13 protein-coding genes are annotated in these 14,475 nt (G+C 72.8%); 9 read left to right on the top strand and 4 right to left on the bottom strand.

The window, feature by feature from the left end:
• The first annotated feature begins 41 nt into the window (after positions 1-41).
• From ACIBST_RS20670 to ACIBST_RS20645, 6 genes are read left to right on the top strand one after another with little or no spacing between them, the layout of a single operon-like run.
• On the top strand, positions 42-1,232 hold the full coding sequence (locus ACIBST_RS20670; protein ID WP_397173636.1) for an ABC transporter substrate-binding protein: 1,191 nt from the start codon (positions 42-44) through the stop codon (positions 1,230-1,232).
• Positions 1,232-2,089 (top strand): branched-chain amino acid ABC transporter permease, encoded by an 858-nt coding sequence (locus ACIBST_RS20665; RefSeq protein ID WP_397173634.1) that lies wholly within the window; start codon positions 1,232-1,234, stop codon positions 2,087-2,089. The genes ACIBST_RS20670 and ACIBST_RS20665 overlap by 1 nt, the downstream gene beginning before the upstream one ends.
• On the top strand, positions 2,076-3,821 hold the full coding sequence (locus ACIBST_RS20660; RefSeq protein ID WP_397173632.1) for an ATP-binding cassette domain-containing protein: 1,746 nt from the start codon (positions 2,076-2,078) through the stop codon (positions 3,819-3,821). Before ACIBST_RS20665 ends, ACIBST_RS20660 begins: the two co-directional genes overlap by 14 nt.
• Positions 3,818-4,528, top strand: a complete 711-nt coding sequence (locus tag ACIBST_RS20655; protein ID WP_397173630.1) for an ABC transporter ATP-binding protein — start codon at positions 3,818-3,820, stop codon at positions 4,526-4,528. Before ACIBST_RS20660 ends, ACIBST_RS20655 begins: the two co-directional genes overlap by 4 nt.
• The gene (locus ACIBST_RS20650) at positions 4,525-6,093 is read left to right on the top strand and encodes an amidohydrolase (protein WP_397173628.1); all 1,569 of its coding nucleotides are present in this window, start codon (positions 4,525-4,527) and stop codon (positions 6,091-6,093) included. The genes ACIBST_RS20655 and ACIBST_RS20650 overlap by 4 nt, the downstream gene beginning before the upstream one ends.
• A 45-nt stretch (positions 6,094-6,138) precedes the next feature.
• A complete protein-coding gene (locus ACIBST_RS20645; RefSeq protein WP_397173626.1) occupies positions 6,139-6,636 on the top strand; it encodes a MarR family winged helix-turn-helix transcriptional regulator in 498 nt (165 codons plus the stop codon).
• On the opposite strand, the gene ACIBST_RS20640 is transcribed toward ACIBST_RS20645, so the two are convergent.
• The gene (locus tag ACIBST_RS20640) at positions 6,611-7,840 is read right to left on the bottom strand and encodes a cytochrome P450 (protein ID WP_397173624.1); all 1,230 of its coding nucleotides are present in this window, start codon (positions 7,838-7,840) and stop codon (positions 6,611-6,613) included. The genes ACIBST_RS20645 and ACIBST_RS20640 overlap by 26 nt on opposite strands.
• A gap of 162 nt (positions 7,841-8,002) precedes the next feature.
• Here ACIBST_RS20640 and ACIBST_RS20635 point away from each other — a divergent pair, with 162 nt between their 5' ends.
• Both ACIBST_RS20635 and ACIBST_RS20630 read left to right on the top strand, forming a co-directional pair.
• Complete coding sequence (locus ACIBST_RS20635) at positions 8,003-9,394, top strand: tetratricopeptide repeat protein (protein WP_397173623.1); 1,392 nt, start codon at positions 8,003-8,005, stop codon at positions 9,392-9,394.
• 102 nt (positions 9,395-9,496) lie between these two features.
• Positions 9,497-10,321: a PIG-L family deacetylase gene (locus ACIBST_RS20630; protein WP_397173621.1), complete on the top strand. Its 825-nt coding sequence runs from the start codon at positions 9,497-9,499 to the stop codon at positions 10,319-10,321.
• A gap of 358 nt (positions 10,322-10,679) precedes the next feature.
• On the opposite strand, the gene ACIBST_RS20625 is transcribed toward ACIBST_RS20630, so the two are convergent.
• Positions 10,680-11,486 (bottom strand): GNAT family N-acetyltransferase, encoded by an 807-nt coding sequence (locus tag ACIBST_RS20625; protein ID WP_397173620.1) that lies wholly within the window; start codon positions 11,484-11,486, stop codon positions 10,680-10,682.
• Positions 11,487-11,591: 105 nt separating this feature from the next.
• Entirely contained in the window at positions 11,592-12,092 is a 501-nt protein-coding gene (locus ACIBST_RS20620; protein WP_397173618.1) for a winged helix-turn-helix transcriptional regulator, read from the bottom strand.
• 190 nt (positions 12,093-12,282) lie between these two features.
• Here ACIBST_RS20620 and ACIBST_RS20615 point away from each other — a divergent pair, with 190 nt between their 5' ends.
• Positions 12,283-13,095, top strand: coding sequence for an SDR family NAD(P)-dependent oxidoreductase (locus ACIBST_RS20615; protein ID WP_397173616.1), 813 nt, complete (start codon positions 12,283-12,285; stop codon positions 13,093-13,095).
• Between the two features lie 190 nt (positions 13,096-13,285).
• On the opposite strand, the gene ACIBST_RS20610 is transcribed toward ACIBST_RS20615, so the two are convergent.
• Complete coding sequence (locus ACIBST_RS20610; RefSeq protein ID WP_397173614.1) at positions 13,286-13,876, bottom strand: hypothetical protein; 591 nt, start codon at positions 13,874-13,876, stop codon at positions 13,286-13,288.
• Positions 13,877-14,475: the final 599 nt, after the last annotated feature.

The following is a 14,475-nucleotide window of genomic DNA, read 5'->3' as shown; positions in this document are numbered from 1 at the left end:
GGCACCTTACGATCCCTCCAAAATCCGCAGAGAGGTCGCCCATGATCCCCATGAGGGCACTCGCCGTCCCGCTCGCCGCCCTGCTTGTGGCCGCCGGGTGCGGCCTGTCCGACGACCCGCCGGCCGCCTCCTCCGGCGCCGCCGGCGTCATCAAGGTGGGCGGCGTCAGCTCGCTGAGCGGCGCGGTCACCTTCCCCGACTCCTCGGCCGCCGCCAAGGCCGTCTTCGACCGGGTCAACGAGCAGGGCGGCGTCAACGGCCACAAGATCGAGTACGTCGGCGCCGACGACAAGGGCGACCCGGCCGCCGCCGCCCAGGCCGCCCGGGACGTCGTCACCAACCAGGGCGTGGTGGCGCTGGTCGGCTCGGCCAGCCTGCTGGACTGCGCCGTGAACGCCCCCTTCTACCAGCAGTCGCGGATCGTCTCCGTCCAGGGCACCGGCGTCGACCCGACGTGCTTCGAGTCCCCGGCGATCTCCCCGGTGAACACCGGCCCGTACCTCAACATGGCGATCAACCTCTACTACGCCTCCGAGGTGCTCGAACGGGACAAGGTCTGCATGTTCCTGGCGATCCTCGGCAACACCAACGACGCCTACGGCGGGGCCGTGAAGAGCTGGACCGCGCTCACCGGCAAGAAGCTCACCCTGGACGACCGCACGGTCAAGCCGGACTCCGACCCGACGCCGTTCGTGCTGCGGGCCCGGCGGGAGGGCTGCCAGGCGGTCCTGTACAACGGCACCGAGCCGATGGCGATCTCCTGGATGAAGGTCGTCAAGCAGCAGGGCGTCAGCGGGATCGACTGGCTGATGACCACCGCCCCCTACACCGAGGCCGTCGCCAGGGCCCTGGGCGCCGACGGGGACGGCATGTACGCCAACGCCGAGTTCGAGCCGTTCACCGAGGCCGACTCGCCCGCGCTCAAGGATTGGCGCACGCTCATGACCTCGAAGAACGTGCCGCTGACCTCCTTCGGGCAGGGCGGCTACCTGGCGGCCACGTACTTCGTGGACACGCTGAAGGCGATCAAGGGGCCGATCACCCGGGAGTCGGTGACGGCGGCCTTCCAGGCGCTCAAGCCCGTCCAGACCCCGATGACCGGCACCCCGTACGCGTTCGGGCAGGCCGCCAGGCACTTCTCCAACCGGGCCGGCAAGATCGTCCAGCTCAGGGGCGGCGCGTGGCACGTGGTCACCCGCGAGTGGGTGCGCTACCCCGGGACGCTCGGCTGATGTTCCAGGGCCTGGTCTCGGGGCTGGCCGCGGGCGGCACGTTCGCCGCCCTCGGCCTCCTGCTCACCGCCATGTACCGGCTGACCGCGACGGTGAACCTGGCCGTCGCGGCGACCGGCGTGGCCGGGGTGTACGTGATGGCCACGCTCACCGGGACGGGGTGGCCGTACTGGGCGGCGGCCCTGGCCGGGGTGGCGGCGGGGGCGCTGGTGTCGGCCGGGTGCGGGTTCGTGATGACGCGGTGGTTCGCCGAGAGCGGGCCGCAGACCCGTACCGCGGTGTCGATCGCGCAGCTCGTCGGGATCATCGCGCTGGCCTACATCGCCTTCGGCGACGAGCCGCGGGTGCTGCCGAACCCGGCCGCGGGCCGCGTCGCCACGCTGGCCGGGGTGGTGGTGACGCAGGGCGCGGTCGTGCTGCTCGCCCTGGCCGTGGTGATCGGCGCGGGCACCTGGCTGCTGCTCACCCGGACGCCGCTCGGCCTGCGCCTGCGCGCCATGGCCGAGCGGCCGGTGACCACGGAGCTGCTGGGCATCGGCACCCGGGCGCTCACCGTGGCCGTGTGGGCCCTGGCCGGCGCGCTGTCGTCGCTGGTGCTGCTGGTGGTGGCGCCCGTGCGGTCGAGCGACATCCTGTCGCTGAGCATGCTCATCGTGCCCGCCTGCGCGGCGGCGCTGCTCGGCGGGCTGCGGCGGCTGGCCGGGGCGCTGGCCGGCGGCCTGGCGCTCGGGCTGCTCGAAGGGGTGCTCGCGGGGTCTGCGGTGGTGCAGCAGTACCGGGACGTGGTGCCGTTCGCGGCCATCCTGCTGATCCTCGTGTGGAGCCGGCGGCGGGAGGTGTGGGATGCGTCCCGCTGACGGGCCCGTGCCGCGGTGGGCGGTCGCGGGCGTCCTGATGGCGGCGGCGGCCTACGGGCTGGCCGCCGGGCTGCCGGCGTACTGGGTGTTCCTGGCGATGTCGGCAGTCATCTCCGGGGTGCTGCTGCAGAGCCTCGGCGTGGTGGCCGGGCAGGCCGGGATGGTGTCGCTGTGCCAGCTGGCCTTCGCCGCCATCGGCGCCTGGACCACCGCCCAGCTCAACGTCTGGGGCGTCCCCGGCGGCCTGTACGTCTGGCTGCCTCTCTCGGGCCTGGCCGCCGTGCCGTTCGGGCTGCTCATCGGCCTGCCGGCGCTGCGGCTGCGCGGCGTGCACCTGGCGATCGTCACGCTGGGCTTCGCCGCGACCGTGGACGTCGTGATGGCCGCCAACTCCTTCCCCGGCGTGAGCAGGGGCGTGGTGGTGGGCCGTCCGGCGGGGCTGGCCTCCGACCGCCAGTTCTTCCTGTTCTGCTGCGGCGTCTTCGCGCTGGTGGCGGTGGCGCTGGCGGTGCTGCGGCGGACCCGGCTCGGCGCGTCGTGGCGGGCGCTGAAGGAGTCCGAACGGGCCACGGCGGCGGCCGGGACCAGCGTGCCGGGGGCCAAGCTGAGCGCCTTCGCGGTCAGCGCCTTCATCGCGGGCCTGTCGGGGGCGCTGCTGGCCGGGCAGCTCGCCATGGTGGTCTCGCGCAACTTCGACCCGGGACAGTCGCTGGTCGCCTACGCGGTGGCCGTGATGGCGGGCGCCCACCACGCGGAGGGCGCGCTCATCGGCGGCGCGCTGGGCGTGCTGGTGAGCGAGCTGCTGCGGCGGTTCGGCGTGCCGCAGCAGTGGGCGAACGTCGTGTTCGCCGTGGGCGCGGTGCAGGCGATGACGCAGGGCTCGGGCATGAGCGACGGCCTGCGCGCCGCCCTGCGCTCCCGCCGTGCCCGCCGCTCCCGGAGGTCCGGCGACCGGCCGGGCATGCCCGCCGCGGCCGGGCCCGAGCTTCCCGCGCCCGGTCCGGACGGACGGCCCCCGGCGTTGCGGATCGAGGGCGTCAGCGTGCGGTACGGCCAGGTCGTGGCCGTGGACGGCGTCGGCCTCACCGTGCTCGCCGGCGAGGTGCACGGGCTGGTCGGCCCGAACGGCGCGGGCAAGTCGTCCCTGGTCGACGCGATCAGCGGGTTCGTGCCCGCCGGAGGCGGCCTGGTCGAGGTCGGCGGCGTGGCCGTCGCCGGGGCCGGCGGCGGCACGGCCGTCCACCGGCGCGCCAGGGCCGGGCTGCGCCGCACGTTCCAGCAGGACCGGGTGCCGGTGGGCCTGTCGGTGCGCGAGTACCTGCGCTTCGCCGCGCGCCGCTCCCTCAGCGACGCCGAGCTGGCCGAGGGCCTGGCCGGGCTGGTGACGGCGGCGCCCGGCGACCCGATCGCCGCGCTCGACGTGGGCAGCAGGCGGCTGCTGGAGGTGGCCGGGACGCTGCTGGCCCGTCCCGCGGTCGCGGTGCTGGACGAGCCCGCCGCCGGCCTCGGGCACGCCGAGAGCGAACGGCTGGGCGCCTGGCTGCGGCGGGTCCCCGCCCGGTACGGCGCCGCCGTCCTGCTCATCGAGCACGACCTGGACCTGGTCAGGGCGGCGTGCACGGGCGTGACCGTGCTGGACTTCGGCCGCGTCATCGCCCAGGGCCCGCCCGCCGAGGTGTTCGCCGAGCCCGGCGTCCTGCGGGCCTACCTGGGCCAGGAGCCCGCCGCGTGAGCGGGCGGACGGGAGGCGACCCCATGGACCTCGTGCTGCGGGACGTGACCGTGGCCAGGGGCGGCCGGCCGGTGGTCAGGGACGTGACGCTGACCGCCGCGCACGGGCAGGTCACCGTCCTGCTCGGCCCGAACGGCGCGGGCAAGACCACGCTGCTCGAAGCGGTCTCGGGCGTGCTGCCGGCCGCCGGGGGCGACATCGTCCTCGGCGGGACCACGCTGACCGGCCGGCCGCGCACCCGCCGGGCCCGGCACGGCCTGGCGCACGTGGAGCAGGGCCGGGCCGTGTTCGCCACGCTCACCACGCGCGAGAACCTGGCCCTGGCCGGCGATCCCCGGCGCGCGCTGGAGCTGTTCCCCGAGCTGGAGCGGCGGCTCGACGTGCGGGCCGGGCTGCTGTCCGGCGGCGAGCAGCAGATGCTGGTCCTGGCCAGGGCCATCGGGACCGGTCCCGCGGCGCTGCTGCTGGACGAGATGTCGCTCGGCCTGGCCCCCGGCGTCGTGCGCCGGCTGCTGCCGGTGATCCGGCGGCTGGCCGACGAGGGCTGCGCGGTGCTGCTGGTCGAGCAGTTCGCGCACGCGGCCCTGGCCCTGGCCGACAGCGCGTACGTGCTGGCCCACGGCGCGATCACCTACGGCGGCGACCCCGCGCCGCTGCGCGAGTCGGATGCCGCGCTCAGGCGCGCCTATTTGGGAGATGATTCATGACGAACGCGGATCTCTTGCTGGTCAACGGGCGGGTGCTCACCATGGACCCGGCCCGGCCGTACGCGACCGGCGTGGCGGTGCGCGACGGCGTGATCGCGCACGTCGGCGACGCCGCAGGCTGGAGCGCCGACGAGGTGGTGGACCTGCGGGGACGCGTCCTGCTGCCCGGGATCAACGACTCCCACCTGCACGCCTGCGGCTACGGCCTGACCCGCCCGCCGTTCTGCGTGGACGTGGCGGTGGGGTCGATCGCCGAGGTGCGGGAGCGGGTCGCCGCCGCGGTACGCGCCGCCGGCCCCGGCGAGTGGGTGCGCGGGATCGGCTGGAACCCCGGCCGGCTGGCCGAGGGCCGGTCGCCGTCGAGGACGGACCTGGACGACGTCGCCCCCCACCACCCCGTCCTGCTCCAGGACTTCTCCGGCCACACGACGTGGGCGAACTCCGCGGCGCTGCGGCTGGCCGGGTTGCCCGCCGACGGCGACGGCCTGCTGCACCACGGGGACCAGGGCCTGGTCCAGCGCCTGGTGCCGCCGCCGCCCGGCGGGCTGAGGCGGGTGCTGCGCGAGGTGGTGGCCGAGCTGAACCGGGCCGGGATCACCAGCTTCACCGAGCCGGGCCTCGGGCCGGGCGGCGGGGAGGCGTTCGCGGGCGGCATGGGGCCGGGGGTGCTGGGCGCGTACGCGGAGCTGGCGCGGGCCGGCGAGCTGACCGCGCGGGTGAGCGTGCTGGGCCTGCCGAGCCCGATGTCGGGCGCCTCGGTCGCCGACACCGCCGCCTACCTCGACCGTCTGCCGGACGACCTGGACGGCGTGGACGAGCGGCTGGTCCGGCTGCTGGGCGTGAAGGTGTTCGCCGACGGGATCCCGCCGTCGGAGACGGCCTGGATGCGGGAGGCGTACCCGTCGGGCGGCCACGGCTCGCTGTGCACGCACGGCGGCACGGACGCCGAGCGGGTCGCCGAGCTGGACGAGATCCTGCGCCTGGTGCACGTGGCCGGCCTGCAGGCGGGCGTGCACGTGGTGGGCAGCCGGGGCGTGGACGCCGTCGTGGACGCGCTGGCCGCGATCTCCCGCGAGCACCCGCGGGCCGACCCACGCCACTACGTGATCCACGGCCAGTTCGCCTCGAAGCAGGCGCTGGCCACGCTCGGCGAGCTGGGCTACGGGATCAACCTCCAGCCGGTGCTGCAGCGCGTGGAGTCGGGCACCACGCGCGAGCTGTTCGGCGCGCGGGCGGCCGAGCAGGAGTGGCCGGCCCGCTCGGCGATCGACGCGGGCGTGCTGACCGCGTGCAGCTCCGACGCGCCGGTGACCGCACCGGACTGGCGGGCGGGCGTGGCGGCGCTGGTCGCCCGCGACGGCGAGGGCGTCTCGCTCGCCGAGGCCCTGGCCACCTATACGATCGCCGGAGCGCGACAGGACTTCGCCGAGGGCTGGAAGGGCACGCTCACCCCGGGCAAGGTCGCCGACCTGTGCGTCAGCGCGGCGACGGCGGACGACGACGTCGTGGCCGCGCCGGTGGACCTGACGGTGTTCGGCGGCCGGGTCGTTTGGTCCCGTTCGTGAGCGGCGCTCGTGAAGATTGTTAGGGACCGAATATACTTTCCTGCCATGACGGGACACCACACGTTGCGCCAGACCGAGGAGGCCATCGGCCAGCGGCTGGGCGGCCTCAACATCGACTTCGAGGCCATGTGGGCGGTGTCGAACGTCTACCGCGCCTCCTCCGCCATCCGCAACCATCTGGAGCAGACCGTCCTGCGCGACACCGGCCTGACCTGGACGGGGTTCGTGGTGATGTGGGTGGTGTGGATCTGGGGCGAGAGCGAGACCCGCCACGTCGCCGCCGAGGCGGGCATCTCCAAGGGCACGCTCACGGGCGTGGTCAAGACCCTGGAGTCCTACCGGCACCTGCGGCGCTTCCCGCACCCCACGGACGGCCGCCGGGTCATGCTGGCGCTCACCGCGACCGGCGAGCGGCTGATGCGCGAGCTGTTCCCGGAGTTCAACCGGCAGGAGGCGTTCGTGGTCAAGGAGCTCGACAGCGATCAGCGGCGCGAGCTGGCCGGCTCGCTCAGGCGCGTCATGGAGCACCTGGAGAGCATCTGACCGGCAGCTCCTTGATGCCGTTGACGAAGTTCGAGCGGATCCGGCGCACCTGGCCGGCCAGCTCGATCGACGACAGGCGGGGCAGCAGCTCCTCGAACAGCACCCGGATCTCCAGCCTGGCCAGCGCGCCGCCGAGGCAGTAGTGCGGGCCGCCCCGGCCGAACGTCAGGTGCTCGTCGGCGTCCCGGCCCACGTCGAACCGGTACGGGTCGGGGAAGACGCGCTCGTCCCTGTTGCCCGAGGCGTACCACATGACGACCTTGTCGCCGGCGGCGACGCGGCGGCCGTGCAGGGTGACGTCGCGGGTGGCGGTGCGGCGGAAGTGGTAGACGGGCGAGGCCCAGCGCAGGAACTCGTCCACGGCCCGGGGCAGCAGCGCCGGGTCGGCGCGCAGCCGGTCGAGCTGGACGGGGTGCTCCATGAGGGCGAGCATGGCGTGCGAGAGGGCGTGCCGGGTCGTCTCGTTCCCGGCCACGACCAGCAGCAGGAAGTAGTTGTCGAAGTCGCGGTCCGACAGCGGCAGGCCGTCCACGGGCTCCTGGTTGACGAGCCTGCTCACCAGGTCCGTGCCGGGGCCGCCGCGGCGGCGGGCGGCCAGCTCGCGGCCGTACTCGAAGACCTCCAGGGAGGCCGGGCTGCGGAAGGGCAGGTCCTTGAACTCCTCGCTCTCGCGCAGCCGCTCGGGGTCGGTGTTCTCGATGATCTGGTTGCCCCAGTCGATGAGCCGCCGGGTGTCGGGCACGTCGAGCATGCGGGCCAGCACGTTGATCGGGAAGTCGGCGGCGACCTCCTTGACGAAGTCGAACTCGCCCTTGGGCAGGGCGGCGTCCAGTGTGGTGGCGGTCAGGCCGCGCAGGAACACCTCGTAGCCGGCCACCGTCCTGGCCGAGAAGTCGCGCAGCAGCAGCCGCCGCAGCGCGTGGTGGCGGGGGCCGTCGGTCTCCAGCAGGGAACGGCGGATCGCGGCCTGCCGCTCGTCCACCTCCTCCAGGTTGGTGAAGCCTTCTGAGGTGAACGTCTCGGGGTCGCGGCCGACGGCCACGATGTCGGCGTGCCTGGTGACCGCCCAGAAGCCCTTGCCGTGCCCATGCTCGTCCTGCCAGTGGACGGGCGACTGCTCGCGCAGCACGTCGAACATGCGCCACGGGGTCACTCCGTCGGTGAACCGGCCGGGGTCGGCGAGGTCGACGTCTGCCAGGCGCATGGCTCTCCTTCACCCTTGTTCGGTCACAAACATTACGGCTGGCGACTTATCCCGACAAGGCTGGTTGCGGGGTCGTACGGGAGCGAATGAGATCTGCCCGGTCGGCGCGCTGGGCGCGCCGACGCCCTGAGCCGCCGCCGGTCGCGCGGTTACAGTGACCGGGTGACCACCGACCAGCACGGCCTGGCCATGACCGGCGCGAGCGCCGCCGCCGCGCGCCACTACGACCGGGCGATCGACGAGCTGCTGCACTTCCGGGCCGAGGTCGACGCCGAGACGGCCGCCGCACTGGCCGACTCCCCCGGCTTCCCGATGGGCAACGTGCTGGCCGCCTACCTCGACCTGCTGACCACCGAGGCGGCCGGCGCCCGTGCCGCGCGGGCCCGGTTCGCCTCCTTCCGCCGCCGGACCGACGAGTCGTCGCTGCTGCCGCGCGAGCGCGCCCACGTGGCGGCCGTCCAGGCGCTGCTCGACGGCGACCTGACCGCCTGCGGCGCGCTGCTCGCCGAGATCGCCGTCGCCCACCCGCGCGACGCGCTGGCCCTGGCCGCCGGGCACCAGCTCGACTTCCTCACCGGCGACGCCCGCTCGCTGCGCGACCGGATCGGCGGCGCGCTCACCGCCTGGCACGAGGACGACCGGCACTTCGGCCACCTGCTCGGCATGTACGCCTTCGGCCTGGAGGAGGCCGGCCACTACGACCGCTCGGAGCAGGTCGGCCTGCGCGCCGTCGAGCTGAACCCGCGCGACGTGTGGGGCATCCACGCCGTCGTGCACACCTACGAGATGCAGGGCCGCTTCGGCGAGGGCGTGCGCTACCTCGACAGCCGCCTGGACGACTGGTCCACCGGCACCTTCTTCAACGTCCACACCTGGTGGCACTACGCCCTCTACGCCCTGGAGAGCGGCGACACACGGCGGGCGCTGGAGGTGCACGACGCCGCGCTCGCCGGCGGGCGCACGTCCATGGAGCTGCTGGACGCCGCCGCGCTGCTCTGGCGGTTCCTGCTGGAGGGCTCCGACCAGCACGAACGCTGGCAGGCCCTGGCCGACGCGTGGCCGCCGCTGGTGGCCGAGCCGTTCTACGCCTTCAACGACGTGCACGCGGTCATGTCGTACGTGGGGGCCGGGCGGATCGGGGAGGCGGAGAAGCTGATCGCCTCGCGGGAGGCGTACACGCTGGAGTGCCGTCCGGGGGTCACCAACGTCGCGATGACGCTGCGGGTGGGGTTGCCGGTGTGCCGGGCCCTGGTGGCGTACGGGCGGGGCGACTTCGCGGCGGTGGTCGACCTGCTGCACCCGATCAGGCACCGGGTCGGCGAGTTCGGCGGCAGCCACGCCCAGCGGGACGCCGTGCAGAAGACGCTGCTGGAGGCGGCGCTGCGGGGCGGGCGGCACGAGCTGGCGCGGGTTCTGGTGAGCGAGCGCATCGGCGTGCGGCCGTGCAGCCCGTTCAACTGGCTCAAGCAGGCGGCGGTGGCCGACGGGCTGGGCGACCGCGCGGCCGCCGCCGTCGCCCGCGCGAAGGCCGCGACGCTGATCGCCGGCGCCTGACGCCGCCGCTCGTCCCGCCCCTTCTGTCCGCTCTCCGCGGACGCGATGATCGCCGCGGACGCGCGGCCGGAAGTGTCGTGCGCGCCGAGTAGGGTTCCCTTCATGGATCGGGAACTCACCTTGATGGTCGTCCACGCCCACCCCGACGACGAGTGCCTGAGCACCGGCGGCGTCCTCGCCCGCTACACCGACGAGGGCATCCGCACCGTGCTGGTCACCTGCACCAACGGCGAGCAGGGTGACGACACCGGCGGCGTCAAACCGGGCGAGGAGGGTCACGACGCCGCCAGGGTGGCCGAGCGGCGGCTGGCCGAGCTGCGCGAGTCCGTCGCGCACCTGGGCGTCGGCCACCTGGAGCTGCTCGGCTACCGCGACTCCGGCATGGACGGCTGGGACACCAACCACCACCCCGACGCGTTCGCCAACGTGCCGGTCGAGGTGGCCGCCGCCAGGCTGGGCGAGCTGATGGAGCGCTACCGCCCGCAGGTGGTCGTCACCTACGACGAGACCGGCGGCGGCGGTTACGGCCACCCCGACCACGTGCAGGCCCACCGCATCACGGTGGCCGCCGTCGAGGCGACCGGCATCCCCGACAAGTTCTACTACACGGCGATCCCCCGGGCGGCGATCAAGCGCATGTTCGAGCTGATGCGCGACAGCGGCGTCGACCTGGGCGGCTTCGAGCCGTCCGACGACTTCGGCACCCCCGACGAGCGGGTCGACGCCGTCGTCGACGTCACCCCCTACGTCGAGCGCAAGCTCAAGGCCCTCAAGGCCCACGAGAGCCAGGGCGAGAACATCTTCCTCCTCCGCATGCCCGAGGAGGCCCAGCAGCAGGCGTTCTCCCACGAGGCCTTCGAACGCAAGCTGAACAAGGTCAACGCCCCCGACCACGAGGAAGACCTCTTCACCGGCCTCCGCCCCTGACCTCACCCCTCCCGCCGGGCGGACGCGAGGAAAGCTCGTCACCCGGCCCTCGGCTCCCCCATGTGCCGAGCCCACCTGCACGCTGCTCAGACGGGGCTTCCCGGCGGTGTCGCCGTCGGGCGCGATGGCCTCGGTCTCTCTCGCTCCGGCTGGACGGCCAGGCTGCACCTGGCCGTCCAGCCGGAGCGTGGGACGGCGCGGCGCTTCCTCTCAGATCGAGGCCGTTTCTTCGAAGTCCGTGTCGTCCGGCCGTGCTCAGGGCGTCCGCGGGCCCGGCCCGAGCGGGCCGGAACCACACGGCCGTCAAGTGCGGCGTTCACCGCCTCAAGCCGACCGGCCGTTGACGAGCGTCTGGCGTTCAGGGGTTGATGGGGTGTTCGGTGAAGTGGCCGCAGGGGCGGAAGCCCAGGCGGCGGTAGACGGGCTCGCCGTCGGCTGACGCCTGCAGGACCGCGATGCGATGGTCTCGGTCGCGGGCCGCATGGAGTGCCGCGAGGGTGATGGCGCCTCCGTAGCCTCGACGGCGGTGGGTGGCCAGGGTGGAGATGTTGTAGATGCCGGCGACGCCCGCGTGATGGAACACTTCGGCGGAACAGACCGGACGGCCGTCCACGTAGCCGACCAGATACCGGGCCGGACAGTGCGCGGCCAGTGCCTGCGGGGCCGCCTGGGCGAAGAAGCGGCGGACGGTGTCGGCGGGCGGGTCCCAGTTCGCGGCCAGAACCGTGGCGTAGTCGGCGAGCTGTTCGGGCGTGGCGACCGTTCGGATGTCCAGTCCTTCGACGACGGGCGGCGGCAGGGTGCCGTCCAGCTCTGCCCACATCGCCGTCTCGCGTTCGGACGGCGGCAGACCGGCCGCCGTCAGGCGGGCACCGAGATCCGGCGGTGTCGAGGCGGGCCCCACCCACCAGGAGAAACGGCGGCCGGTGCGAGCGGACGTCCGAGCGGTCTCGCCGATGCGGGCCGCGGCGTCGGCGACGGTGAAGCGGGCCGCGGCGACGATGTTGAAGGTGTCGTCGTCCAGGCCGCTGTCGGCGACCAGGAGGTCATCGGTCTCCGTGACGGCCGCACCGGTCATGCTCCGGTGCAGGTGACAGGCGTGTTCGGCCAGGTTCCGCTCCATCCTGTCCAGCAGGTCGGCGTCAACGAGTGAATGAGCGTTCATAGGGATCGATCCCAGCATGATTTCGGGTGCAGGTCGCATGGGTTTTTGAGCCGTCCGTCCGGCGGGGGTTCCGGCTGTCGGGCTGAGGCGTCCGGCAGCGGGACGTCACCGCGGGCCGGCGGGTTCCGGGCGGTTCTTGCGTGCGGCCTTGAGTGCCTCGGGGAAGCCGGGGCCGTGGACGACGTGGACCTGCCGGAGGTCGGTGACCTCACCGCAGGTGCCGCAGGTGGTCTGCTCGGTGACGGCCCCGCCGCAACCGGTGTGCCGGTACAGGATGGGCGGACCGTCGGGCGCCGCCCAGCGATCACCCCACTGCGTCAGCGCGATGATCACGGGCGCCAGGTCGAGCCCCTTCGGGGTCGCGGCATAGCCGCCGCGGTCGGGCTGCTCCTTGCTCGATCGCCGTTCCAGGACGCCCGCCTCGACCAGGCTGTCCAGGCGTTTGGCCAGGATGTTGGTCGCGATGCCGAGGCGCTGGAAGTCGGCGAACCGGGTCGCCCCGGCGAACAGCACGTCACGCACGATCAGCAGGCTCCATCGCTCGCCGATGACCTCCAGCGCCCTGGCGGCCGAGCACACCTGCGTGTCGTAGGTCTTGCCGAGCATGGCGACCTCACCTCCCAGAGGGGCACTTGCGTGATGCAAGACTACCCCTCTAGTGTCGCTTGCATCACGCAAGCGCGCTCTCGAACGGCGGACGGCTCCATGGCCGCGCCCACGGCGTGACCAGCGAGCCCGCTTGTCCGTCCGTCCGCCCGTCCGTCCGTCCGGGACAAAGATCATGTGGAGGTCACTGATGAGGGGATTGCTGCTCAAGGACAAGAACGCCGTGCTCTACGGAGGCGGCGGCGCCATCGGCGGCGCCATCGCGCGGGTTTTCGCCAGGGAGGGCGCGCGGGTCTTCATCGCCGGGCGGACGCAGGCGAAGCTCGACGCCGTGGCGCGTGACATCGCCGCCGCGGGCGGAACGGTCGAGACCGCACTGGTGGACGTGCTCGACCAGGAGGCGGTCGACAAGCACGCCGACGCGGTCGCGGCGACGGCCGGCGGCATCGACATCGCCGTGAACGCCGTGAGTGTCCAGCACGACCAGGGGACTACGCTGGCGGATCTGTCGCTGGAGGAGTTCATGCGGCCGATCGACGGCTTCTTGCGGACGCTGTTCATCACCAGCAAGGCTGTGGCCCGGCACATGGGGGGCGAGCGTCCCGGCGTGATCCTGACGCTGTCGGAGCCGGGCGCCAAGCTGGCCGTCGGCGGCATCCTGGGGCACGCCGTGAGCGCGGCCGGCAAGGAGGCGTTCTCCCGGGTGCTGGCCGCGGAGCTGGCGCCGGCCAACGTCCGGGTCATCGGCATCCGTCCCCACGCCGTCGTGGACGCACCGGCAGCCGGTTCCTACACCAAGGAGCTCTTCGAGCAGGCCGCGGCGGCAGCCGGACAGTCCGTCCAGGAGATGCTCGACGGCGGGGCGATGGCGCAGGGGACGCTCCTCAAGAGGCTGCCGACGCTCTCCGAGATCGCGGAGACGGCCGCGTTCCTGGCGTCGGATCGAGCGGGGGCCATGACCGGGACGATCGCCAACCTGACCAGCGGCGCGATCGTCGACTGAGTTCAGGTCCGCCAGGACGTCCGCCGGGCGGCGCGCGCAGCGAGGTCACGCCGTCACTTCTCGGCACCACCGCCGGCTGGGCGTTCCAGGCGATCACGAGCCCGCTTTCCGGTCCGAGACGGGAAGTGCCCGGCGCTCTTGGACGACGTCCTGGGCGGGGCCGGCGTCACGACGGTGCTCGCCGGTGTCTCTAGAGGCCCGCGATGTCGATCGCCCGGTCGAGGTACATCTCGGTGCCTCCGGGCCAGAAGCGCTCGTAGAGGAGATATTCCAGGGGGTCCCGCTGCTCGTCCGTCAGGAATTCGCGGGCGGCCCTGGGGTGGTTGGCCAGGGCGGCCATGACGGCCGCCATGGGGTCGCGTTCGTCCAGGGGGATGGCGCACATCGGCCGTGAGTCCGGACGGAGGTTCCGCCAGTACGGAGACGCGGGAGGCTGGCTTCGTTCGTAGTCGTAGACCTTGAAGGCGAGGTCGCGCAGAAATACGTCGGCGAAACAGCCGTATCGCAACAATTGCCCGAGCGCGAAACCGGTTTCCGGGTCGTCGAGGTTTTCGAGCAGACGGTGGACGTAAGGGGTCGAGATCCTGGCCGCGCCGGGTGCGCGCGAAGCGGTGCCGAGAAGGGTGCTCAGCGCCCTGGCCAGCCGGTCGAGGCTGGTGGACTGGATGGCATGCGCGCGACGCAGACCAGCCAGAAGGCTCTTGAGCTGGCGCGGCGGCATCACGGCGGCGAACGCCACGGCGAAGTCGGGGTCGTTTCGGCGCTTTTCGAGTTCGGCCAAATCGTGGGAATCGATGGCGCCCTTCTTCCCCTCCGCTCCGCAGAACGACTGGACGAAGGCATCGTAACCACAAGAATGATCGGACAGCGCTGCCCCACTTTTCCCGATAAAAACGAAAAGTCGGGCAGACAATCTCCTCTATACACCCCCTCTCAGGACAAATCGTTCGCCAGCGCCGCACATCACGAAGAGATAACATTAGCGAGCCCGCGGACGGACACGAAAAAACCACACGCCCGACCGGAATCCCGCCCCTCCCCCAACCACCGAGGCAGGACGCCCGCCACCAACCTCGCCCCTCATCGAACCGGACAGCGGCGCACGACCGTTCTCGCGCGAGCTTTCGAGCGAGGCAACACAGCCAGAGACCCCGCAAGCCGCCACGAATTACGCAGCGCTTGAAGGTCATGCCTGTCGAACCCGTGTTGCCGAGGAGAACACCCGGCGCACACCCTCAGCCATTCGGAACATCCCGCTCGACGGCTATGTCAGCGAGCGCCCCTTCTCGGGCGAGATGATTCACTGACGCGACACAGCCATGGATCCCACGAGCCGCGACGAGTTCCCCGGCGCACGGAGGCCATAGACAGCAGCCTCGG

This window comes from Nonomuraea sp. NPDC049684 (genome assembly GCF_044465345.1).
Lineage (GTDB): Bacteria > Actinomycetota > Actinomycetes > Streptosporangiales > Streptosporangiaceae > Nonomuraea.
This window is presented reverse-complemented; position numbering and strand designations above follow the sequence as displayed.